Below are 22,047 nucleotides of genomic sequence, written 5' to 3' on the forward strand. Positions count from 1 at the left end.
AGTGTGAAACCCGGATGCAAGAGCGCCGACCCCGACTCGTCGTCGTGGGCAGCCGACTGAAGGCCTACCGCGAGTATGCGATGGCCTCCCTGGCCCGTGAGTACGAGATCTCGCTGGTCACCTCCCAGGAACTCACCTGGGAGAAGCCCTACGTGGCTTCCTTCCGGATCGCCGACACCACCCGTGCGGAGACCCTGCGCAAGGCGGTCGAGGAGCTGCACGCGGAAGCGGCGGAGTCCGACGAGGCCGGCCCCCGGGCCGGTCTGTTCACCTGGGACGAACTCTCGCTGATCGCCACGGCCCGGGTCGCCGAGCAGCTCGGAATGCCCCACCTCTCCGCCGAGGCCGCCGAGGCATGCCGGGACAAGTACACCACCCGGACCCTGCTGGACCGGGCCGGCCTGTCCGGTGTCCGGCACCGCCTCGTCCACAGCGCGGAGGAGGCTTCCGCCGCGGCGGACGAGATCGGCTACCCGATCGTGCTCAAGCCCCGCTCCCTCGCCGGCAGCATGGGGGTGACGCTGGTGCGTGCCGCGGACGAACTGGCCGACGCCTACGCCCTGGTGACCGGCACCACGTTCCCCGGCATCCGGACGGAGCGGGGCGTGCTGGTCGAGGAGTACCTGACCGGACCGGAGATCAGCGTGGACAGCTGCGTGGTCGACGGCGAGGCGGAGCCGGTGTTCGTCGCCCGCAAGCGCCTCGGCTTCGACCCCGCTTTCGAGGAGGTCGGCCACCTGGTCGGCCCCTGGCGGCACGAGCCGTGGGCCGAAGAAGTCGACGCCCTCGTCCGGGCGGCCCACCGTGCCCTCGGCATCGACCGGGGCATCACCCACACCGAGATCCGCCTGACTCCCTCCGGCTGCCGCCTCATCGAGCTCAACGGCCGCCTCGGCGGCGACCTCATCCCGTACGTCGGCACCCTGGCCCGCGGCATCGACCTGACGGTCGCCGGAGCCGCGCTGGCCTCGGGCCGCACACCCGACCTGACCCCCCGACACGAGCGGTACGCCGAGGTGCGGTTCCTCTACCCGTCGTACGACGGCGTCCTGGAACGGCTGGAGCTCGGGCGGGCGGACGAGGTCCCCGGCGTGACGGACGTGGTGCCGCTGGCCGCCCCGGGAGACGAACTCCTCTTGCCGCCGAAGGCGCTCACCCCCCGAACCGCCGCCGTCATCGCGGCCGGCGACGACGAGACGTCCTGCACCGTCGCGCTCGACCGGGCGGAAGCCGAGATCCGGCCGGTTCTCGGCGGATCCCCCCACGACGGCCTCGGAGCGCTCCTGGAGAATCCGGTCACCCGGCGCTACCTGGCGGCGGAGCGGGAGGCGGCGCACATGATCGTCCCTGAGCTGCGCAACGACTGGAACAGCTACGGAGCAGGCGGTGGCAAGGCGCTGAACCGGCCGGTCTTCCTCGACTCCTCGGACCGCGTCCGCCTCGAAGCCGACCTCAACGGCCTGTTCGAGTTGCTGACCACCATCCCCGACCGCCTCTTCGACGGCGACCGCCGCGCCTTCGCCCGCGCCGTCGGCATGACGGACACCCAGGTCGACCTGGTGATGCGGGGGGCGGGACGCCGCATGCCCGCCATGTCCCGGGCGGACATGTACCGCCAGCCGGACGGCTTCAAGCTGATGGAGCTCAACACCGGAAGCTCGCTCGGCGGTTGGCAGATGGGCGAGTTCTCACGCCCGGCGGACCGCAACAGGGCGTTCCAGGACTTCGCGCACAAGGAGCGCCTGACCCATCCGGACCCCATCGGGCGGATCGCCGACGTGCTGCGTGCCGAGGCCGCCGACGCGGGGTTCGAGCTGCCGGCGCGCCCGGTCCTCGCCCTCACCGAATGGCCCGACGGATACGCCTACACCAAGCCGTGGCTGGACTTTGTCGTCCCCGACTGGCTCCGTCACGGCTTCGACGCCGTGGTCTGCAGCCTTGCCGAGTTCGACTACCGCGACGGCGTCCCCCACGTCCACGGGCGCAAGGTGGACGTGGTGTACCGGATCTTCCTCCCCGGCGAGATGGCCGACGAGCAGCGCAGCCGCGACCTGGTCGACCCCCTGCTCGACGCGGTCCACGCCGGACACACCTTCCTGTTCGCCGGACTGGACTGCGAGCTGTACGGCAACAAGGGCAGCCTCGCCATGCTCAGCGACGAGCGCAACCGCAGTGCCTTCACCACGGACGAACTCGCCCTGGTGGAAAGGATCCTGCCCTGGACCCGCTTCCTCCGCGACGAGGTCGTGCACCGCGGCGGCGACACCGTCGACCTGCTCCCGTACGTCCTGGCGCACAAGGACCACCTGGCACTCAAGCCCACGCTGCTGTACGGAGGGGTCGGCGTCATACCGGGCTGGTCGGTCGGCCAGGAGGAATGGGAGAAGCACGTCAGGGGCGCGGTCGGCGGACCGTTCGTCGTCCAGGAGCGCGTGCTGCCCGTCGCCGAACGCTTCCTGGCCGAGGACGGCCTCGGCTTCGAGCGCATGGTCGTCGCCTACGGCGTGCTCATGGTCGGCGGAGCCTACTCCGGAATGCTGGTGCGCGGTACGCCCGACCCGCGGGTCGGCATCGTCAGCATGTCCAACGGGGCTCAGATCGGCTGCTGCTACCACGTCACCGACGAACCGGGAGACGAGGCGTGAACGCCCCGCGCCCCGGCGGGCTGTGGCGGGACGGCGAGTTCCTCAAACTCTGGGGCGGCGAGTCGGTCTCGCTGATGGGAGCGCAGATCACCCAGCTGGCACTCCCCCTCGCGGCGGTCTACCAGTTCCATGCCTCGTCCACCCAGCTGGGACTGCTCAACGCCGCCGGCTTCGCCCCCTTCCTCGGGGCGACCCTGTTCATCGGGGTCTGGGTCGACCGTCGCCGCCGCAGGCCCCTCATGATCTGGAGCAACATCGGGCGGGGCCTGCTGGTGGGGAGCGTCCCGCTGTGCGCCTACCTGGACGTCCTGGGAATCGAGTACCTGTACGTCACGGCGCTGCTCGTCGGCGTGCTGACCGTGCTGTTCGACGTCTCCTACCAGTCCTACCTGCCCTCGTTCATCAAGCGGGAGCACCTGGTGGAGGGCAACAGCAAGCTTCAGGCCAGCAGCTCCCTGGCACAGATCGGCGGGCCCGGCTTCGCCGGCCTGCTGGTCGGCTGGCTGACGGCACCGGTCGCCCTCCTCGCCAACGCCTTCTCGTACGCCGTCTCCGTGGCGAGCCTGCTCGCCATCCGGCGGCCGGAGCCGGCCCCGGACATTCCCGAGGAGAAGACCTCCACCGCCCGGAGCATCGCCGAAGGGCTGCGCGTGGTGCTGCGCAACGCCTCCATCCGGGCCATCGCCCTGGAGGCCGGCACCTACAACTTCTGCTGGATGTCCCTGCAGACCGTCTTCGTGCTGTACGCGGCCCGGGAGCTGGGGATGAGCCCCGGCACCATCGGACTCGTCCTGGGCGTGGGCGCCGTCGGTTCGCTGACGGGAGCGGTCGCCGCGACCTGGCTCAAGAACCGGCTGGGCCTCGGCCGGGCCGTGGTCGCCGAACTGGTGCTGTGCTGCGCGGCCCCGCTCCTCGTCCCCCTGGCCCCCGGGGCGGGACCGCTGTCGTACGCGATGTACGTGACGGCCTTCGCCTGCTGCGGCATCGGTTCGACGATGTCGACCATCCACGTCGTGAGCCTGCGCCAGGCGATCACCCCGGACCGCCTGCTGGGCCGGGTGAACGCGGGCTGCCGGTTCATCGCGTGGGGGCCGCTGCCGCTCGGCGCCCTGGTCGGCGGGCTCCTCGGCGACGCGATCGGCCTGCGCAACACCCTGTACGCGACGGCCTTCGGCTTCCTCGCAGCCCTGCTGTGGATCGTGTTCTCGCCGGTGCCCCGGCTGAAGGACTTCCCCGTGCAGCCGACCGCGGAGCCGGTCGACGAGAAGGCGTGACCGTCCCGTTCTTCCTCCCGCGCGGTGGCGCCCGGCCCGCTCGGGTGTCCCGCGCGGGAGCCCTTCCCCGCTCTCCGTCATCGCCGTATGCCGTTTCTGTCCCGAGTACGGCACACCCCCCATCGCAGAGGAGATTTCTCGTGTCCACGTCCGCATCCGGACCCCTGTTCCGGACCGCAGGAACCACCGCCGGTCTGGAGAGCGTCCGGACCCTGATGAACGCGGCCCTCGACATCCTCCAGGAAGTGTCCGCACAGCGCACCGGACCAGTGGCGGCCGGCGGCCCCGAGGGAGCCAGGGCCGCGGCACGAAAGGCACTGGCCGGCCCGCTGCTCCCGGAGGACGGCAGCGCCCCCGAGACGGCCCTGGCCGAGCTCGTACGCCCGTACGCGCAGTGGTCGGCGGACCTCACCCACCCGGCCGCCCTCGCCCGCATGCAGCCGCCGCCGATCGACGCGGCCGCCGTCGCCGAGCTGGTCGCCGCGGTGCTCAACCAGTCCCTCCACGCCTGGGAGAGCGGCCCCTTCGCCCTGGAGCTCGACCGCTGGGTCGTCGCCCGGCTGGCCGAGCTGGCCGGCTACGACCCCGAGGAGGCGGGAGGCACCCTCACGCCCGGCGGCAGCGTGTCCAACCTCATGGCGATGACCATGGCCAGGGACACCGTCCTGGCGGACAAGACCGGTGAGTACCCCTTCCTCGGCGGGATGCGGGCGTGCGCCGGGCAGCCCGTGGTCCTCTGCCCCGTCGGCGTCCACTTCTCCATCGAGCGGGCGGTGCGACTCCTCGGCATAGGCGAGGCCAACATCGTCGCCGTCCCGGTGGACAAGGCCGGCCGGATGATCCCCGAGGAAGCCGACCGGATCCTTCGCGAACTCCCCGAGGACAGGATCGCGGTCGCCATGGTCGCGGTGGCCGGCTCCACCGACCTCGGCATCGTCGACCCCCTGCCGGAACTGGCGGCCGTCGCCCGCCGCCACGGCGTCTGGCTGCACGCCGACGCGGCGTACGGGGCCGGCGCCCTCTTCTCGCCCCGCCTGCGCGGCCTCCTCGACGGCCTGGCCGAGGCCGACTCGATCACGGTGGACCTGCACAAGTTCGGCTGGTCCCCGGCCTCCTCGGCCGTGCTCCTGGTCCGCAGGGCCGAGACGCTGCTGTCCTTCGGCCTGCAGCCCACCACCTGCCTCAGCGCGGACGACGACACGTGCGCCGGCTTCATCGGTCTGCAGGGCAGCTCCCTGCAGACCACCCGCCGCTCCGACGCACTGAAGATCGCGGTCACGATGCGCACCCTCGGCGCCCGGACCATGGCGGCCATGGTGGACACCTGCCACGACCTGGCGCGGTACGCGGCGGAGCGGATCGACCGAGAGGAACGCCTCGAACTCTTCGCGGAGCCGCCGCTCACCTCGGTGCTCTTCCGCTGCCTTCCGTCGCAGGGCGACGACGCGGAAGCCGACGCGTTCAACGGGCGCCTGCGCCGCCGGCTGATGGAGGAAGGCCGCTCCCTCATCGCTCGCACGCACATCACGGGCGAGGACGGCGTGAGCCGTGTCTATCTGAAGCTGATGCTGCTCAACCCCGAGACCACCCCGGAACAGCTCGACCGCGTCCTGGACGACCTGCTCGCCGCCGCGGAGGAGCAGGAGACCGGAGAGCAGGCGTGACGCGTCACGTCACGCACCGGGAGAGTCCAGTGGAGAGAGAACGGAAATGCCCGAGGTGAACGCTCCGCGTCCGGCGCCCCCGGCCGGTCCTGGCGAGCCGGACCCCGTACGCGAGTCCATGCAGGTGCTGCCGGGTGTGTTCGCCGCGCCGCTCACCCTGCTGACCGGCCGGCCGTACGCGGGGCAGCGGCCCGTCCACCACACGGCCACCCGGCACCTGGTGAACGCCCTCGTCTCGTGCGCGTTCGGCCTGGTCCTCAGCACGACCGGACTCGCGGCCGGTGGCCCGCTGCTCGTGCTGCTGGTCCCCGGCTGGGCCGCCGCCCTGCACGGCGCCCGGAACCTGCGGATGATGATCTACCATCAGTGCGCCCACCAGAACATGTGGCGCGAGCGGAAGAGGGACGTACTGGTGGGCCGGCTCATCGCCGCCGCGCTCATGATCCAGGACTTCGACCGCTACAGCACCGAGCACGTCGGCGATCACCACGCCCTGCACCACATGACGACCCGTGACCCCACGGTCCAGGCCTTCCTGGTGACCCTGAGGCTGCGGCCCGGCATGAGCCGCGGCCGGATGTGGCGCAGGGTGCTGGGCGTGTGCGTCTCGCCCTGGTTCCACGTCCGCTTCCTGGTCGCCCGGGTACGTTCGTACTACACCTACGCTCCGCCCGCCTGGCGGGTCGGCACCACCCTGGCGTACGCGCTCGTCGCGGCGGCCGTCACGGTGCTCGGCGCGTGGGTGCCGTTCCTCGTCGCCTGGGTCCTGCCGATGACCCTGTTCTTCCAGATCAGCAACGTCTTCCGGCTCTGCGTGAAGCACAGCTTCCCGCAGCCGCACCAGACGCCCCGCCGCGGCCGGGAGTACTTCGCGAGCCTCACCAACGCGATCTTCGTCGGTGAGCGGGCGCCCTCCCCGCAGCTTCCGGCGCCGCGCCGCCACGCGGCCTGGGCGCGCTGGTGGTTCCGCGTGCTGTTCGTCCACTTCCCGGCCCGCTATCTCGTCCTTACCGGGGACACGGTCGTGCACGACTACCACCACCGCTACCCCATGAGCCGGGAATGGGCCTCGTACCTCTTCGCGCGGGAGGAGGACCACCGGCGCGGAGCACCCGGCTGGCCTCCGTACCACGAGGTGTGGGGACTGGTCCCGGCCATCGACCACGTCTTCGACTCGCTGCGGACGGCTGATCCCGAGGAGTTCGACCCCGACCGGCTCGTCGAGGTCAACCACCGTGCCCTGTTCATGGCGTTCGAAGACTGACCGACCACACCCGGGTCCGCAGGACACCGGAATCCGAGAGGAAGCTGCCGATGCACGCGCTGCCAGGCGGGGGCGAACGCCTCGTCGTCCTCGGCGTCGCCGAGAGCGATGCCCACGCCGTCGCCAACCAGCTCATCGCCCTGCAACTTCGGGACTACGGCTTCGCCGTGGTCAACCTCGGCGTCTGCACCCCGCTCGGCGACTTCGCCGACGCGGTGGACGCACACCCGCACGCCGAGGCCGTGCTGATCGGCAGCCTCAACGGCCACGCCCACCACGACCTCCGGGACCTGCCGAAGCTGCGTGCCGCCGGCCGGCTCGGCCTCCCGGTGGTCGTCGGTGGCAACCTGTCCGTGGGCAGCCGTACGACCGAGGCGGATCTGCGGCGCCTGCGTGACCTGGGGGTCGACCACATCCTGAGCGACGGCAACGAGATCGTGCTGCTGCTCGACCGGCTGCGGAGCACGGGCAAGGTGGCCGAACTCCAGCATGGCTGATCTGGACGCACTCGAGCTGGACCCCGACGTCGCTGCCTCGCTTCCCGACTGGTCCGACGTCGTGGCCCACCTCGCTTCACCCGCGCTGCCGAAGGTGGTCGACGTGCTGCGCGCCGCCGAGGCCCGGGACCGCCCCGCCCTGCAGCCACGCTGCGGGGTGGGCGGCCACGAGCCGATGCGGGAACTGCTGCGCGAACTGGAGGGTGCGGGGCCGGACATTCTCTCCGTCACGGTCGACTCGCACACGAGGCTGAGGAAGTTCCGCGCGGCGCGTGACGTCCTGCTCCGCGACCCGGCCGAGCTGAACGGCTACCCGCTGGTCAGCCACGGGTGGCGACGGGGCCGGGAGCTCGTCGAGACGGTGAAGGCTCCCCTGGAGGTACGCCACGGCTCACCGGACCCGCGCGAACTGTTCGCCGTCTCCCTGGCCTCGGGCATCACCTCCTTCGAGGGCGGCGGCATCGGCTACAACCTGCCCTACTCCAAGGACGTTCCCCTCTCCCGCTCGCTGCGGGCGTGGCAACGGGTCGATGCCGTGTGCGGCGCACTCGCGCGCTCCGGAGTCGTCGTCGACCGGGAGCTCTTCGGCACGCTCACCGCCGTGCTCGTCCCGCCGTCGGTGAGCCTCGCCATGACGCTCCTGGAAGGGATCGCCGCCGTCGAGGAAGGCGTCCGCTGTCTGTCGATCTCCTACCCCCAGGGCGGGGAGGTCCACCAGGACATCGCGGCCCTGCGCGCCCTGCGCAGGCTGGCCGGCCGCTACCTGGGCGCGGACGTGGAGGTGTACCCCGTCCTCCACGAGTTCATGGGCGTCTTCCCCACCACCCCCGAGTTCGCCGGTGGACTCATACTGCTCGGCGGCCTGACCGCCCGGCTCGGCGGGGCCACCAAAGTGATCACGAAGACGGTGCAGGAGGCGCACGGGATCCCCGACGCGGCCGCGAACGCCTCCGGACTGCGTACCACAGCGCTCGGGGCCTCTGACCTGCTGGACTTCGTCCGCGTGGACGAGGACCGCGTCGCGGAGGAACAGTACTGGACCGAGCGCGAGGTGGCCGAGATCGTCGAACCGGTCCTCGCGGCCGGCGGTCTCTTCGAGGGGATCGAGCGGGCCTTCCGGGAGGGAAGGCTCGACATCCCGTTCAGCGCCAGCGTCCACGCCCGTTCCGAGATCGTGCCGCGCCGTGACGCCCACGGCGCGGTCCGGTACGGAAGCAGCGGGAACCTTCCCTTCTCCGGTCCGGTGCTGCGCCGCCAGGCCGGGCTGCTGAGCGCGGCCGAGGAGACGCCGCCGCGCAGTCGGATGGCAGCCGTCCACGCCGACATCCACCACTTCCTCGCCAAGGAGAGGTCGCTGTTCTTCCCCGGCCCCCGGCCCTCCGGCGTCCCCCGTCCCCCGTCCTCCGACCCCTCTCGCACATCGTTCTCCCTACCACCGATCGAGGTACCCATGACGAGCACCGCATCCGGCCCTTCCGCCCCTCTCCCCGCCGGTCTGCCCGACCCGGAGGCCGGCGCCCGCGTCGTCGCCGACGACCGGGCCCACTTGTTCCACTCCTGGGCGGCGCAGGGTGCCGTGAACCCGATGCCGGTCGCCGGGGGAGAGGGCCGGTACTTCTGGGACTATGAGGGCAGGCGCTACCTGGACTTCTCCTCGCAGTTCATCAACCTGAACATCGGTCACGCGCACCCCAAGGTCGTCGCCGCCATCAAGGAGCAGGCCGACCGGATCTGCATGATCGCCTCGACCTTCGCCAACGACAGGCGCGGTGAGGCCGCCCGGCTGATAGCCGAGATCGCGCCGGGCGACCTCAACCGGGTGTTCTTCACCAACGGCGGTGCCGAGGCCAACGAGCACGCCGTGCGCATGGCCCGCATCCACACCGGCCGTCCCAAGGTCCTCTCCGCGTACCGCTCCTACCACGGGGGGACGGCGACCGCCATCAGCCTCACCGGCGATCCGCGCCGCTGGGCCAACGAGAACTCCGGCAGCGCGTCCGGAAACGTCGCCCACTTCTTCGGTCCCTACCTGTACCGCTCGCACTTCCACGCGACCACGGAGGAGGAGGAGTGCGCGCGCGCCCTGGCTCACCTCGAGCAGGTCATCGCGTTCGAAGGGCCGTCCACGATCGCGGCGATCGTGCTGGAGACGGTCGTCGGCACGGCCGGGATCCTGGTCCCGCCGGCCGGCTACCTGGCCGGGGTCCGGGAGCTCTGCGACCGGTACGGCATCCTCTACATCGCGGACGAGGTCATGTCCGGCTTCGGCCGTACGGGTGCCTGGTTCGCCGTCGACCACTGGAACGTCACTCCGGACCTGATCACCTTCGCCAAGGGCGTCAACTCCGGTTACGTGCCGCTCGGCGGGGTCATCCTCTCCGACGCCGTGCACGAGACCTTCCGCGACGTGGCCTACCCCGGTGGGCTCACCTACTCCGGCCATCCCCTGGCGTGCGCCGCCGCAGTGGCCACCATCACCGCGATGCGGGAGGAGGGTGTCAACGAGAACGCCGCGCGAGTGGGAACCGAGGTCATAGGCCCGGGACTGCGCGAGATCGCCGACAGGCACCCGTCGGTCGGAGAGGTGCGCGGGCTGGGCGTGTTCTGGGCCGTGGAACTCGTCCGTGACCGGGACAGCCGCGAGATGCTCGTCCCGTACGCCGCCGGCGGTGAGCTGGCCCGCCCTGTCGACGAGGTGGTCGCCGCGTGCAAGGAGGGCGGTATGTGGCCGGTGTACAACTACAACCGCATCCACGTCGTTCCCCCGTGCACCATCACCGACGATGAGGCCCGTGAGGGTTTGGCCATTCTCGACCAGGCCCTGTACGCCGCCGACAAGTACGTGGGCTGACCGCCTCCCGGGAGACGTCGTGGAGAGGGCGCCGTGGATCCCTCTCCACGTGTCTTCGCGGCCGGGGCGACGAGGGCACGGTGTCGGCACCCGAAGTCCCGGCGCCACGGACCCGGCGAGAGCGCCGGGTCCGTGGCACGCAGCGGCTCGGCGCACGCGCGCTCGAGGCCGGTCGGGCTTGTCGCTTCTCGCTGCCCCGTCCCGCTGGTCGCCGCCTACGAGCGGACGAACCTGCCCCGGCGGCGGCCGGCCCCCTGTCCGGGATCTCGAAGTCGGCCGCAGGCCGGCCCGTTCCCGGCGACCCCGACGACTGCAAGGCGCGGGAACCGCCCGGAGCCAGGAAGCCGGTCGGCGACACCACCGTGATCGCAGACGGCGGCCGCCACGGCACCGGCACGACCATCCCGCACCGCCGAGAACGCGGCCGGACCGAGCCACCGGCCCGGAAGGAAGCCCACAGGGCTCTCCACCGCAAGGCCCGCGCCCGAATCGAGCCCTCTGCTGCCCCCTGCCTGGCGCAAGGGCCGCTGACCTGTGATGACGCGGTGTCCGAGCGGGTTGTGGTGGAACTTCGCGAGCTGCACGAACGGAGGAGATCCGCCGGGCAGCGAGGACTGGACGGCAGGTGACCGATTCGGTGCCCCGGTGAGTTGCACGGGTTCCGCTGCGTGATCGACTCGATGAACATGAAGGCCACCGCCACGAGCACTATCCCCGCGACCACCCGGCATTTCTCGGCCTCGCCGCAGCCATCCGCCGCCACAGGCGACTCCTCAGCCTCACCGCGTAGGCCGCCGCCCCAAGGACCTGACGCACCTCCAGGCAAGCCGGCATTCGGTCAGCATGAGTCCCTGGGCGTTCCGGGGCGGTCGCCCCAACAGGCGTCGGTACGACGGGAAAGCCCAGGTGGGAAGCCGTCCAGCCCCACCGGAGCGATGTTCCTCACTAACATCGGACGGGGGTGCCGGTGTAAGGTCGAGGGCGCCCTTGACCTGCACAAAGCAGGCAGGGAGCCGTCTCGGAGGAGTCCCAAGTGCTGCGTACTCTGTTCAAGTCCAAGATCCACCGCGCCACCGTCACCCAGGCGGACCTGCACTATGTGGGCTCCGTGACCGTCGACGCCGATCTGCTGGACGCCGCCGATCTGCTGCCCGGTGAGCTGGTCCACATCGTCGACATCACGAACGGGGCCCGGCTCGAGACCTATGTCATCGAGGGCGAGCGGGGGTCCGGTGTCATCGGGATCAACGGTGCCGCCGCCCATCTGGTGCACCCGGGCGACCTGGTGATCCTCATCAGCTACGGGCAGATGGAGGACGCGGAGGCGCGGGCGTACGTGCCGCGCGTCGTGCACGTCGACGGGGAGAACCGCATCGTGGAGCTGGGCGCCGACGCCTCGGCGCCCGTGCCCGGCAGCGACACCGTGCGTCCGCCGCACGCCGTGCCGGCGTCGGCCTGATCCAGGTGGTTCGTCCGGCCCGCGCGTGACCCGGACGGAGTCGCGCGCGGGCCGGGACGGTGGGGCGGGTGCCACCCTGGAGGGAAGAGGAGGTCCGTCATGACCCATCCGTATCCCGATCCGCTGCCACCCTCGCCCATTCCGCCGCCGGAACCTTCGCCCCCGCCGGTGCCGCCGCCCAACCCGGTGCCCGTTCCGCCCGAGCCGGCCCCGCCCGGGCCGCCGCAGCCCGGAGGGCCCGTACCGCCGCCGGAGCCCCAGCCGCAGCCTGGTCCCGCCGGGCTCGGCGGTGGACCGCGCGGGGTGTCAACGACCCGGTGACGCAAGGGAGTCCGCCTCCCTGACGGACTTCCGCGTTCGGCTTGTCACGCAGTGTGCGGCCCCCGTAACTTGGACCGCTGTCGCTGTGTTCCTAGGGGGGCCCATGGCCGTACGCGGACGTCACCGCCGCCACCAGCCGAGCCGGATCAACCGCGCCTCGCTCACCGTCACCGCCGGAGGGGCCGGCATGGCCCTGCCGTTCATCGGCGCGGGTGCCGCCCAGGCGGCCTCGCTCGACGTCTGGGAGAAGGTCGCCTCCTGCGAGTCCTCCTCCAACTGGCGCATCAACACCGGGAACGGCTACTTCGGCGGTCTCCAGTTCAGCCAGTCCACCTGGGAGGCGTACGGCGGCCGCGAATTCGCGCCCCGCGCCGACCTGGCCTCCAAGGACCAGCAGATCGCCGTCGCCGAGCGGGTCCTCAAGGGGCAGGGCCCCGGAGCCTGGCCCGGCTGCGGCCCCCGTGCGGGGCTCGCCCGCGGCGGGAACGGCGTACAGGCCACCTCGCTGCCCGCGCAGCGCGCGCTGCCGCAGAAGCCGGAACGCGGGGCCGATCCGACCACCGTCCCCACCGTCCGCGAGATGTACACCGTCACGCCCGGCGACTCGCTCTCCGCGATCGCTCGCGACGAGAGGGTCCGGGGCGGCTGGCAGCGCCTGTACGAGATCAACCGCAAGGTCGTCGGCGACGACCCCGACATGATCCACCCCGGCCAGCGTCTCACCCTGCGCATCACCGCCCCGCCCCGTCCCGCCACCCCGCCGAACCCCCGCCCCGAGGCCCCGCAGACCCCGGGCTTCAAGAAGCCCTCCCTCCCGAAGCCCCCGGCCACGGCCTCGCCCGCCCCGAAGCCCCCGGCCGTCGAGCCCGCCGCCCACGAGCCCGCCGCGAAGCCGGACGCCGGGACACCGCGGCCGAAGACCCCGGTCAAGGCGGCCGCACAGCCCCAGAAAGCACCTCCGAAAACCCCCGAGCCGCAGAGCGGCAAGCCCGCGGCCCCGCCCAAGCCCGCACCGGTCCGCGAGGACCGCTACTCCGCGCCGGTCTCCGCCGACACCGGTACCCGCTACGGCAAGCCCGGCTCCTCCTGGTCCAGCGGCTACCACACCGGTGTCGACTTCCCCGTCCCCACCGGCACCACCGTCAAGGCCGTCGCCGACGGGAAGATCGTCTCCGCGGGGTGGGGCGGGGCGTACGGCTACCAGATCGTCGTCCGCCACGACGACGGCCGCTACAGCCAGTACGCCCACCTCTCCGCCGTCTCCGTCCGCGAGGGGCAGCGCGTCTCCGGCGGCCAGCGCATCGGGCGCTCAGGGTCGACCGGCAACAGCACGGGACCGCACCTTCACTTCGAGGTGCGGACGGGGCCCGGATACGGCTCCGACATCGACCCCCTCGCCTACCTCAGGGCGCGCGGCGTCTCCATCTGAGAGCGAGGAGCCCGAGGCGGAAGGGTCTGAGGCCGGGGGCGCGTCCGTGGCCGGGCGGGCCAGCCGGTCGAGGGTCAGCTCGACGAGGCCGCCCGCCGCGACCGTCCCGCAGACCAGCGCCGCGACCGTGCCGGCCGCCCCGTACCGGAAGCCCTCGCCGAAGAGGGTGAGGCCGACGGTGGCGGCCACCACCGGGTTCACCACGGTAAGCGTGGCGAGCGGGGCGGCGAGCCCGGCGCCCCGGTAGGCCGCCTGGGACAGCAGCAGGCCGGTGACGGCGAGCGCCGACAGGATCAGCGCGGGGCCCCACTCGGCGAGCGGGGCGTCCGGCGACCACTCCTCGGCGACGGCCTTGGTGAAGACCGACGCCACCCCGAAGGCCACGCCCGCGGCCGTGGCCAGCGCCACCCCGCGCAGCGCGGGCCGCCCGGCGAGCCGCGCCGGCACGAACAGCGCCGCCACCACCGCGAAGGTGGTCCCGGCCAGCAGCCACCGCTCCCCGTCGGCGGGGGTGCGGCCCTCGCCGCCGTCGGTCACGCTGAGCAGGCCCGCCAGGCCGGCCGTGGCCATCAGCGCCCCGTGCCAGGCCCGCCGCCCCGCCCGGCGCCGTACGAACAGGGCGGCCATGGGCAGCGCGAAGACGATGGTGAGGGCCCCCAGCGGCTGCACCACGCTGAGCGGCCCGTAGGCGAGGGCGACCACGTGCAGGGTCGCGCCCACCCCGTTGAGCAGCACGGCACCCCACCAGACCGGGTTGCGCAGCGGCGCGTAGGTCGGTCCGGTGGCGGACGCCGCGACCCGTTCCTGCACGATCGCCGCGCCCGCGTAGGCGATCGCGGAGACCAGCGACAGGACGACGGACCACAGCAGCGGACTCATACCCTCCACGATCCCGCGCCGGACCGCTCCCGTCGTCAGACCAGGGAACGCCTTCACCGGTACCGCCGACGCAGTACGCGGTCGGCCCGTACACCAGAGGTCGTACGTCACCGCAGGTCACAGCGGGTGGAACCGGGATGAAACGGGCTGCGGGAGCGGTACCGGCCACCCCTTTCCCGCCGGTACGGGAGCCACATCCCGAGCCACTCGCCGTACGGCCCGGTCCACTTTGGTACGGAAAGCGGGCGCGGGTCCGCGGGATACGGTGGGCCCGCACCGCCGGGGCCGTACCGGCGGGCGGGAGACGAGGGGGAACGGTGGAGTCCGACGAAGGCGCGCCCCCCGAGGCCCCGGAGCACGCCCCGAAGCGGCCGCCGGAGCACGCCTCGGACCACCCCCTGCCAGAGCCCGCCTCGGACCGCACCCCACCGAAGCCCGCCTCGGACCGCACCCCCGAGTACATCCCCGAAGGGTCCGAGGCCGCCTCCCCGGGCGGCTTCTTCGTCCTGCGGACCTCCCCGCCGCCCACCGGCGGCGACCACCGCCCCCTCGCCCGGCTCTACGCCGGCGCGGACCCGGCCGGCGACGCACCCCTGCACGCGCGCGTGGACCGGGTCGCCGCCGCGATCGGTGCGCCCGAGCGGCGTGTCGGGGCCTCCGTGGCCCATCTGGGGCTCGTCGCCCGGCTGTGGTCGACGGCGCTCGGGCCGGCCGTCCTGCACGGGCGCTTTCCCGCCCTCGACCCCGCCGAGGTGCACTGGGACCCGGCCCTCACCGCCCCCGACGACCTGTGGTGGAGCGGCACCGGCACCCTCCCGGGCACCGCCGCCGCGCTCCGGGAGGCCGTCCACGAGGCGCACCTCGTGCCGCTGCACGCGGCCTTCGCCCGCGACGGGCGGATCTCGCACCGGCTGCTGTGGGGCAACGCCGGGTCGGCCCTCGCCGGCGCGCTGCGCGAACTGACCCGCTGGGCCCGCGCCCACGGCCGGCCCGAGGCCGCCGACCGGGCCGCCGCCCTCGTCCGGGACCTCTTCGCCCATCCCGACCTGGCCGGTACCGTCCGCGGGCCCGCCCTGCGCCGCACCAGCTGCTGCCTCTTCTACCGCTGCCCCTCCGGCGGACTCTGCGGCGACTGTGTGTTCGACCACGCCCCGCGAACGGGTTTGGAGCGGCGGCCCCCCGCTCCGTAAAGTTGACACTTCGAACCCCACGTTGACACTTCACACCCGGCGGACCACCACGGCGGCATTCCGCCCGCGAGCGATCGAGGAACGACGAAGGCCATGACGGTGACAGAGGAGACCCAGGAGTACGGGCCGGGCATCGACCCCGAGCGCCTGGCCGTCTGCCTGAGCGTGCTGGACGAGCTGGAGAAGATCGAGGTCGACCACCCCGACGCGATCGCCGTCCGCCGCGCCACCGCCGGCATCTACCGCACGGTCAAGCAGCGCCGCCGCCAGGAGCGGCGGGCCGCCAAGACCGCCCACGACCGGGCGGTCACCGAGGCCACCGCCACCGGCTCCGCCCAGCGCATCGACGACGAGACCGAGGGCATCCTGCCCTCCTCGGTCACCGAGGCCGGCAAGATCGCGGGCATACTCCAGCGCCCCCGGTCCTGCTACACCTGCAAGACCCGGTACGTCGAGGTCGACTACTTCTACCACCAGCTCTGTCCGGAGTGCGCGGTCCTGAACCGGACCAAGCGGGAGGCCCGCGCCGACCTCACGGGCAAGCGCGCCCTGCTCACCGGCGGCCGGGCCAAGATCGGCATGTACATCGCGCTGCGGCTGCTCCGCGACGGCGCGCACACCACGATCACCACCCGCTTCCCCAAGGACGCCATCCGCCGCTTCAAGGCGATGGAGGACTCGGCGGACTGGCTCCACCGCCTGGAGGTCGTCGGCATCGACCTGCGCGACCCGGCCCAGGCCGTGGCCCTCGCCGAGCAGGTCGCCGAGGCGGGCCCGCTCGACATCCTGATCAACAACGCGACGCAGACCGTCCGCCGGCTGCCCTCCGCGTACGCCGCCCTGGTCGACGGCGAGACCGCCCCGCTGCCGGCCGGCGAGCTCCCCGCCCACCACGTCATCGGCGCCTTCAACTCCGGAGCGGTCGACGGCCTCGCCGCGCTGCCCGCGGGCATCAGCGGCCTCGACGCCCAGAAGGTCGCCGACCTCGCCCTCGTCGCGGGCAACGCCTCCCTGGAGCGGCACCACGCCGGCACCGCGATCGACGCCGGCGGCCTCCTGCCCGACGTGGTGGAGTCCAACACCTGGGTGCAGACCATCGACCAGATCTCCCCGGTGGAGCTCCTGGAGACCCAGCTCTGCAACTACACCTCGCCCTTCATCCTGATCAGCGCGCTGCGCCGGTCGATGGCCGAGGCCGCCGCCAAGGCGGCGAGCGGGCGGTCCTACGTCGTCAACGTCTCCGCCATGGAGGGCGTCTTCTCCCGTGGCTACAAGGGTGCTGGTCACCCGAACACCAACGCGGCGAAGGCCGCCATGAACATGGTGACCCGGACCAGCGCCCAGGAGATGTTCGAGGCCGACAAGATCCTCATGACCTCGGTCGACACCGGCTGGATCACCGACGAGCGCCCGCACTTCGACAAGCTGCGGCTCGCCGAGGAGGGCTTCCACGCCCCGCTCGACCTGGTCGACGGCGCCGCCCGCGTCTACGACCCGGTGGTGCGCGGCGAGGCCGGAGAGGACCTGTACGGCGTCTTCATGAAGGACTACGCCCCCGGCAAGTGGTGATCAGGTCACCACGGTCCGCCACGAGAGCGCCCTTCCCTTCGGGAAGGGCGCTCTTTTCGGTCTCCGCCGGCCTCCCTCGGGGTCCCCGTCACTCGAACGCGTCACACTTTTGAGCCCGGTGGAGCGCGGGGGCGCTCATTTGGTTACTCTGATGCCCACGGTCGGCCACCGGAGCGACACACCAGCTTCACGGCCGGCCAGGGGACTGGCCGTCCATCTCGGCCGCGGTCCCGCCCGGAGAACGGCGCCACCGCGACCGAACGGCCTCACATCCTCATCTGAACGCGACACGAAGGAGTGCGCGGTGACACCCGAACTGACGAAGCAGGAAGCCGGCCCGTCGGAACCCTCTGAACGGAAGCGGCAGGACGGCGAGCTGGGAAGTCTCGAAGTCTGGGCCCGTTCGGCCCCGATCCGGCTCGCGGGCTACGAGGACGACCTCGCCGAACCCCACATCCTGCCGGGCATCGACTGACCCCTGCCCCGCCGTACGAAACCTCCCGTACGAAACCTTCCTCACGGACCCGCCGTACGCCCCTCCGTACGACTCCGGCGCCCCCGGCCCCTCCACGGGCCGGGGGCGCCGTCGTGTCCGCCTCAGTCCCGCAGCCGGACCTGCGGCATGTACGTGCGCAGCAGCCGGCGCTGCCACCACGCCCCGGTCGTGCGGAGCTCGTGCCAGGTGGAGAAGCGGTAGCGGTAGAGGCGGGCGCGGACGTGGACCGGCGGGGCGTCCGGGAAGGGGTTGTGGGCGAGGAGGCGCAGGGTGTCGCGGTCTCCGGTGAGCAGGCGTTCCACGAAGGGGCCGAACCAGTCGCCCGCGTAGCCGGGGGAGAGGGCCGCGAACCACATCAGCCAGTCGAGCCGGAGGTGGTACGGGGCGAACTGGCGGGGCAGCCGGCGGGGGTCGCCGGGCTTGCCCTTGAAGCCGTACTCGCGCCACTCCGCGTCCGGGCCGGGGTCCGGGTCGCTGGTGCCCTCGATGACGATCTCGTCCCGGACGCGGCCGACCGTGCCGAAGGCCCCGTAGGTGTTGACCAGGTGGAAGGGGTCGTACGAGCGGTTCATGGCCTGGTGGCGGGAGAGGAGGTTGCGGACCGGGCGGTAGCTGCGGACGAGGACCATGACGGCCAGGGCGAGGACCAGCGCCACGTACCAGAGCGGGGGGTCCGGGCGGGGGCGGTCGCCGGTGAAGGAGGAGAGGTCGAGGGCGGGGACGGCCAGGACGATCGTGAGCCAGTTGAGCCAGGCGAAGTTGCCGGAGAGGACCAGCCACAGCTGGGTGACGATCATCAGCCCGGCCGCGACCGAGGCCACCGGCTGCGGGGCGAAGAGGAGGAAGGGGACGCCGAGCTGGACGACGTGGTTGGCGGCCGCCTCGACGCGGTGCAGCGGGCCGGGCATGCGGTGGAAGAACCAGCTCAGCGGGCCCGGCATCGGCTGGGTCTCGTGGTGGTGGTACAGGCACGTCAGCTTCCGCCAGCAGGCGTCGCCCCGGATCTTGATCAGACCGGCGCCGAACTCGACCCGGAAGAGCAGCCAGCGGAGCAGGAAGAGGACGAGGACGGGCGGGGCGATGTCGTCGTTGCCGAGGAAGACCGCGAGGAAGCCGGTCTCCAGGAGCAGCGACTCCCAGCCGAAGCCGTACCAGGTCTGGCCCACGTTCACGATCGACAGGTACAGCCCCCACAGCACCAGCCACAGCAGCATGGCGACGGCGAGCGGCACCGCGTCCCCGGCCCCGGCGGCGAGCGCCACGGCGAGGACGACGCCGGTCCAGGCGACCGCCGCGAAGAGCCGGTCCGAGTAGCGCCAGTGGAAGAGCGAGGGGGAGCGGAGCGGGGTGGTCCTGCGCAGGAAGTCCGGTACGGGGAGCATTCCGCGCTCGCCGATGAGCGCCCGGAACTGGAGCGCGGCCGACAGGAAGGCCACGCAGTACAGCACCGCCAGGCCGCGCTGGAAGACGGTCCGGCTCAGCCACAGCTCGGGGGCGGTGAACCACTCCATCGTCTCCAGTATCGGCCCGGCGGGTTCACCCCGCGGCCAGACGGGCCAGGGTGCGGCCCAGCCGGCGGGCGTAGGCGAGCTGGAGGCGGGGGACGAGGGGGCCGGCGAGCCGGGTGTACCAGGCGGCGGGCCGGCTGAAGGCGGTGACGGTGAAGCGGACGGTGCCGTCGGGTTCGAGCTCGACGAGGAAGGACTCCTCGCCGCACTCCGGATGCCCGGTGAGGGTGCCGTACGCGAAGCCGGCCCGGTGCTCCTCCTCGGGGAGCCAGATCACCCGGCAGGGGACGCCGAGGGCGAGCGGGCCGAGCCCGAGCGCGACCTCCAGGGTGACGCCCGGGGCCGCCCGGTCCGCCGAGGCGCGGACCCGGGCGCCGGAGGCGCGGTGCATCCGCCAGGTGGTGACGGCCTCGGCGGCGGCCCGGAAGGCGGCGGGCCCGTGGCCGACGGGAGTGCTGTGGCGCAGGTGGTGGTAGCCGGCGGGGAGGGCGTCGGGGGTGTGGGTGGCGCCGACCTCGCGGTAGGTGAGGGTGCGGCGCGGGGCCAGGTCTCCGAGGAGGCGGGTCATGACGGGAGCTCCGTTCGCGGAAGAGGGACCGGGGGAGGGGCGGGGAGGGGAGTGGGGCGGTGGACGCCGGTGGAGGAGCGGAGCCGGCGGTGGGCGAGCAGGGCGCAGACGGCGAAGCCGAGCGCGTTGCCGAGGCCGTGGGTCGCGGCCATCCAGGTCAGGGTGGGGTGCGGAAGCCCGGTGGCCTCGCCGAGCGCCCACCAGAGCGCGAGCGCCATGGTGCCGGTCAGGACCAGGGCGGAGACGCCGAGGAGGGCCCTGGTGACGGGGTCGGCGGCGAGGTCGCGGCGCTCCCGCAGGGTGAGGACGGCGACGGCGGCCATCCCGGCCGTGAGCACCACCGCTCCGATCAGCTCCGCCCAGTCGTCGACGAAGTAGCCGACGAGCACCAGCAGGGTGCCGGTCGGCACGCTGAGCGCGGCGGCCCGGGCGAGGGGACCCTCGCCGGCGGTGCGGCAGAGCAGCCCGGCGACCAGGGCGGCGGCGAAGCCCGCGTAGTGGAAGTGCGGCACGGTGAGCGCCAGCAGGTCGAGTTCGAAGCCGAAGAGCGGGTACCCGGCCCGCTCGGCGACGAGCGCGAGGCCCGCGACGGACGGGGAGACGAGCGCCGTGAGGACGGCGAGCTCGGCCTGCCGGAGCGGGCGCGGCGAGAGGGGGGACCCGGGGAGGGCGAGCACGAGCCGGGCCGGGGCCTGGAGCGCCAGTGCCAGGGTGGCGAGCGCGTAGCAGGCGGCGAGCGCGGTCGCCACACCGGAGCGGGGCAGCCAGAGCGAGACGGCGCCCGGCAGGGCGAGCAGCGGCCAGGCCCGTCGCAGGAGGTCCCAGCCGGGCGGCCGGGGTCCTTCGACGAGACCGAGCCCGGTCGGCACCACCCAGAGCATCCCGACCGTCACGACCGGGACCACGAAGGCCGACAGTGCGGTCATGACACCCACCCCCTTGGGTTTGAACACGTTCAATGCGTGACGGGACCGAGCGTAGAGCCTTCCTTGAACGTGTTCAAGTCTCGGGGGCGGTCGGCCTGCCGCCCGATCGGACGCGCTCCGCTTGCCCGCCGTCACCCGCTGCGACAGAACGGGAGGAACCCACCCGTGACGACCGGGAGAAGCACGTGCGCCCCACGCAGCGCCGGAGGCGGGGCAACCCCGCCGCCCGCACCGCCACCGGAGCGGCCCGCCCCCAGGGCCGTGCCGCCCTCGCCGCGGCGCTCGGCGCCGCCCTGCTCCTCGCCGGCTGCACCGACGCCGAGCACGGCGGCGCCGCCGGCCGGGCCGCCGCCGGCACCGCCCACGAGGTGCACCTCCAATCGGTCGCCGCCCAGGGCCCCGACCCCTTCACCGCCTCCACCGCGCGCGGCGCCGGACTGCGCGCGCCCCAGGAACCGGCCCCCGGCGCCCAGCCGGCCAGCGCCCCCGGCATCCGCGAGGTCACCGGCTCCACCCCCGGCCTCTACGGCGGCACCCGCGCCGAGGCCAGCTGCGACGTCGAGCAGCAGGTCGCCTACCTCGCCGCCGAACCCGCCAAGCTCCGCGCCTTCGCCGAGGCCGCCGGCATCCCCGAGGGCGGCGTCGCCGACTGGCTGCGCGACCTGACCCCCGTCCTGCTGCGCGCCGACACCCGCGTCACCAACCACGGCTTCCGGGACGGCCGGGCCTCCGCCTTCCAGGCCGTCCTCCAGGCCGGCACCGCCGTCCTCGTCGACCCCTACGGCGCCCCCCGCGTCCGCTGCGCCTGCGGCAACCCGCTCCGCACGCCCGTCAGCGTCTCCGGCGCCGTCCACCACGGCGACCCCTGGGCCGGCTTCGACCCCGACCGCGTGATCATCGTCAAGCCCACCACCGCCGTCGTGACCAGCCTGGTCATCGTGAACGTCGCCGACGCCACCTGGATCGAACGGAAGGCGGGCAGCGACGGCGACCAGGACCGCAAGCCCGACACCGTCCCCGACTGCGACCCCGCCACCTGCGCCCTCGGCGACCCCGTCACCCCGGACACCGGTACGGAGGACCCCGACGCCCCGGAGAACGTCACCCCCCGGCCCCCGACGAGGCGCCCGGCCGCGCCGCCCACCCCCGAGGCGCCCGACACCCCCGCCGTACCGGACGCGCCCACGGCTCCGGACACCCCCGTGACGCCGGACGCGCCCCCGGAGCCGTCCTTCACCGAGCCGGACGCGCCCGCCGACCCGTATGCCGAACCGCCGGCCGACCCGTACACGGATCCCTACACCGACCCCTACACGGACCCGTACACCGACCCCTACGCCGACCCGTTCGCCGTCGAGCCCGAGCCCGCCGGGCCCGACACCTTCGCCGGCTGAGAGATCGGCCGAAAGATCTTCATGGTGCGCGAGGAACCCGACGGCCCTAGCGTGGCTCCATGAGCGTGGGCAGCGGGGGAGCGGAGACGGTGGGCCGGCCGGACACGGCGCAG

16 protein-coding genes and 2 pseudogenes are annotated in these 22,047 nt (G+C 72.9%); 14 read left to right on the forward strand and 4 right to left on the reverse strand.

The genetic code is table 11. The features are described 5' to 3' along the window. The first annotated feature begins 44 nt into the window (after window positions 1–44). The 10 genes and pseudogenes from QK442_RS05380 (at window position 45) to QK442_RS05425 (ending at window position 13,404) form a co-directional block, all read left to right on the forward strand. Complete coding sequence (locus QK442_RS05380; RefSeq protein ID WP_282692643.1) at window positions 45–2,645, forward strand: ATP-grasp domain-containing protein; 2,601 nt, start codon at window positions 45–47, stop codon at window positions 2,643–2,645. Continuing rightward, on the forward strand, window positions 2,642–3,919 hold the full coding sequence (locus QK442_RS05385; RefSeq protein WP_282692644.1) for an MFS transporter: 1,278 nt from the start codon (window positions 2,642–2,644) through the stop codon (window positions 3,917–3,919). The genes QK442_RS05380 and QK442_RS05385 overlap by 4 nt, the downstream gene beginning before the upstream one ends. A 140-nt stretch (window positions 3,920–4,059) precedes the next feature. Continuing rightward, window positions 4,060–5,583: a pyridoxal-dependent decarboxylase gene (locus QK442_RS05390; RefSeq protein WP_282692645.1), complete on the forward strand. Its 1,524-nt coding sequence runs from the start codon at window positions 4,060–4,062 to the stop codon at window positions 5,581–5,583. A 46-nt stretch (window positions 5,584–5,629) separates the two neighbouring features. Further along, the gene (locus tag QK442_RS05395; protein ID WP_282692646.1) at window positions 5,630–6,847 is read left to right on the forward strand and encodes a fatty acid desaturase; all 1,218 of its coding nucleotides are present in this window, start codon (window positions 5,630–5,632) and stop codon (window positions 6,845–6,847) included. Between the two features lie 50 nt (window positions 6,848–6,897). After that, window positions 6,898–7,344 (forward strand): cobalamin-dependent protein, encoded by a 447-nt coding sequence (locus tag QK442_RS05400; protein ID WP_282692647.1) that lies wholly within the window; start codon window positions 6,898–6,900, stop codon window positions 7,342–7,344. Beyond that, window positions 7,337–8,584, forward strand: a pseudogene (locus QK442_RS05405) (methylaspartate mutase); the annotation flags it as partial. The gene QK442_RS05400 and the pseudogene QK442_RS05405, both read left to right, overlap by 8 nt. A 210-nt stretch (window positions 8,585–8,794) precedes the next feature. Further along, window positions 8,795–10,195 carry an aspartate aminotransferase family protein gene (locus QK442_RS05410; RefSeq protein ID WP_282692797.1) on the forward strand — a complete coding sequence of 467 codons (1,401 nt, stop codon included), beginning with the start codon at window positions 8,795–8,797 and terminating at the stop codon, window positions 10,193–10,195. Between the two features lie 275 nt (window positions 10,196–10,470). Then, window positions 10,471–10,689, forward strand: a pseudogene (locus tag QK442_RS05415) (IS5/IS1182 family transposase); the annotation flags it as partial. Window positions 10,690–11,228: 539 nt separating this feature from the next. After that, entirely contained in the window at window positions 11,229–11,654 is a 426-nt protein-coding gene (gene panD / locus QK442_RS05420) for an aspartate 1-decarboxylase (protein WP_282692648.1), read from the forward strand. A 424-nt stretch (window positions 11,655–12,078) separates the two neighbouring features. Next, window positions 12,079–13,404 carry a transglycosylase family protein gene (locus QK442_RS05425; RefSeq protein WP_282692649.1) on the forward strand — a complete coding sequence of 442 codons (1,326 nt, stop codon included), beginning with the start codon at window positions 12,079–12,081 and terminating at the stop codon, window positions 13,402–13,404. Here QK442_RS05425 and QK442_RS05430 read toward each other — a convergent pair. Next, window positions 13,285–14,283, reverse strand: coding sequence for a DMT family transporter (locus QK442_RS05430; RefSeq protein WP_282692650.1), 999 nt, complete (start codon window positions 14,281–14,283; stop codon window positions 13,285–13,287). The two genes, QK442_RS05425 and QK442_RS05430, sit on opposite strands and share 120 nt — an antisense overlap. Before the next feature lie 506 nt (window positions 14,284–14,789). On the opposite strand from QK442_RS05430, the gene QK442_RS05435 reads away from it, so the two are divergent. From QK442_RS05435 to QK442_RS05445, 3 genes are all read left to right on the forward strand, one after another. Then, complete coding sequence (locus QK442_RS05435; RefSeq protein WP_282692798.1) at window positions 14,790–15,473, forward strand: (2Fe-2S)-binding protein; 684 nt, start codon at window positions 14,790–14,792, stop codon at window positions 15,471–15,473. A 93-nt stretch (window positions 15,474–15,566) separates the two neighbouring features. Further along, window positions 15,567–17,042 (forward strand): SDR family NAD(P)-dependent oxidoreductase, encoded by a 1,476-nt coding sequence (locus tag QK442_RS05440; protein WP_282692651.1) that lies wholly within the window; start codon window positions 15,567–15,569, stop codon window positions 17,040–17,042. Between the two features lie 304 nt (window positions 17,043–17,346). Further along, window positions 17,347–17,517, forward strand: a complete 171-nt coding sequence (locus tag QK442_RS05445; protein WP_282692652.1) for a hypothetical protein — start codon at window positions 17,347–17,349, stop codon at window positions 17,515–17,517. 122 nt (window positions 17,518–17,639) lie between these two features. On the opposite strand, the gene QK442_RS05450 is transcribed toward QK442_RS05445, so the two are convergent. Genes QK442_RS05450 through QK442_RS05460 form a run of 3 tightly spaced genes read right to left on the reverse strand, consistent with a single transcriptional unit; the run spans window position 17,640 to window position 20,540 of the window. Next, complete coding sequence (locus tag QK442_RS05450; RefSeq protein WP_282692653.1) at window positions 17,640–19,049, reverse strand: lipase maturation factor family protein; 1,410 nt, start codon at window positions 19,047–19,049, stop codon at window positions 17,640–17,642. A gap of 25 nt (window positions 19,050–19,074) precedes the next feature. Next, the gene (locus tag QK442_RS05455) at window positions 19,075–19,614 is read right to left on the reverse strand and encodes a DUF1990 domain-containing protein (protein WP_282692654.1); all 540 of its coding nucleotides are present in this window, start codon (window positions 19,612–19,614) and stop codon (window positions 19,075–19,077) included. Next, window positions 19,611–20,540, reverse strand: a complete 930-nt coding sequence (locus QK442_RS05460) for a YndJ family protein (RefSeq protein ID WP_282692655.1) — start codon at window positions 20,538–20,540, stop codon at window positions 19,611–19,613. Before QK442_RS05460 ends, QK442_RS05455 begins: the two co-directional genes overlap by 4 nt. 185 nt (window positions 20,541–20,725) lie before the next feature. Here QK442_RS05460 and QK442_RS05465 point away from each other — a divergent pair, with 185 nt between their 5' ends. After that, on the forward strand, window positions 20,726–21,934 hold the full coding sequence (locus tag QK442_RS05465; RefSeq protein WP_282692656.1) for a DUF6777 domain-containing protein: 1,209 nt from the start codon (window positions 20,726–20,728) through the stop codon (window positions 21,932–21,934). Window positions 21,935–22,047: the final 113 nt, after the last annotated feature.

This window comes from Streptomyces sp. CC208A, from assembly GCF_030010625.1.
GTDB lineage: Bacteria > Actinomycetota > Actinomycetes > Streptomycetales > Streptomycetaceae > Streptomyces.

Bases quoted from the DNA above. Each gene is read 5' to 3' on its own strand.
- QK442_RS05400 (WP_282692647.1), top strand. From the start codon at position 6,898: ATGCACGCGCTGCCAGGCGGGGGCGAACGCCTCGTCGTCCTCGGCGTC.
- QK442_RS05410 (WP_282692797.1), top strand. From the start codon at position 8,795: ATGACGAGCACCGCATCCGGCCCTTCCGCCCCTCTCCCCGCCGGTCTG.
- QK442_RS05395 (WP_282692646.1), top strand. From the start codon at position 5,630: ATGCCCGAGGTGAACGCTCCGCGTCCGGCGCCCCCGGCCGGTCCTGGC.
- QK442_RS05460 (WP_282692655.1), bottom strand. From the start codon at position 20,540: ATGACCGCACTGTCGGCCTTCGTGGTCCCGGTCGTGACGGTCGGGATG.
- QK442_RS05450 (WP_282692653.1), bottom strand. From the start codon at position 19,049: ATGGAGTGGTTCACCGCCCCCGAGCTGTGGCTGAGCCGGACCGTCTTC.
- QK442_RS05425 (WP_282692649.1), top strand. From the start codon at position 12,079: ATGGCCGTACGCGGACGTCACCGCCGCCACCAGCCGAGCCGGATCAAC.
- QK442_RS05440 (WP_282692651.1), top strand. From the start codon at position 15,567: ATGACGGTGACAGAGGAGACCCAGGAGTACGGGCCGGGCATCGACCCC.
- QK442_RS05430 (WP_282692650.1), bottom strand. From the start codon at position 14,283: ATGAGTCCGCTGCTGTGGTCCGTCGTCCTGTCGCTGGTCTCCGCGATC.
- QK442_RS05455 (WP_282692654.1), bottom strand. From the start codon at position 19,614: ATGACCCGCCTCCTCGGAGACCTGGCCCCGCGCCGCACCCTCACCTAC.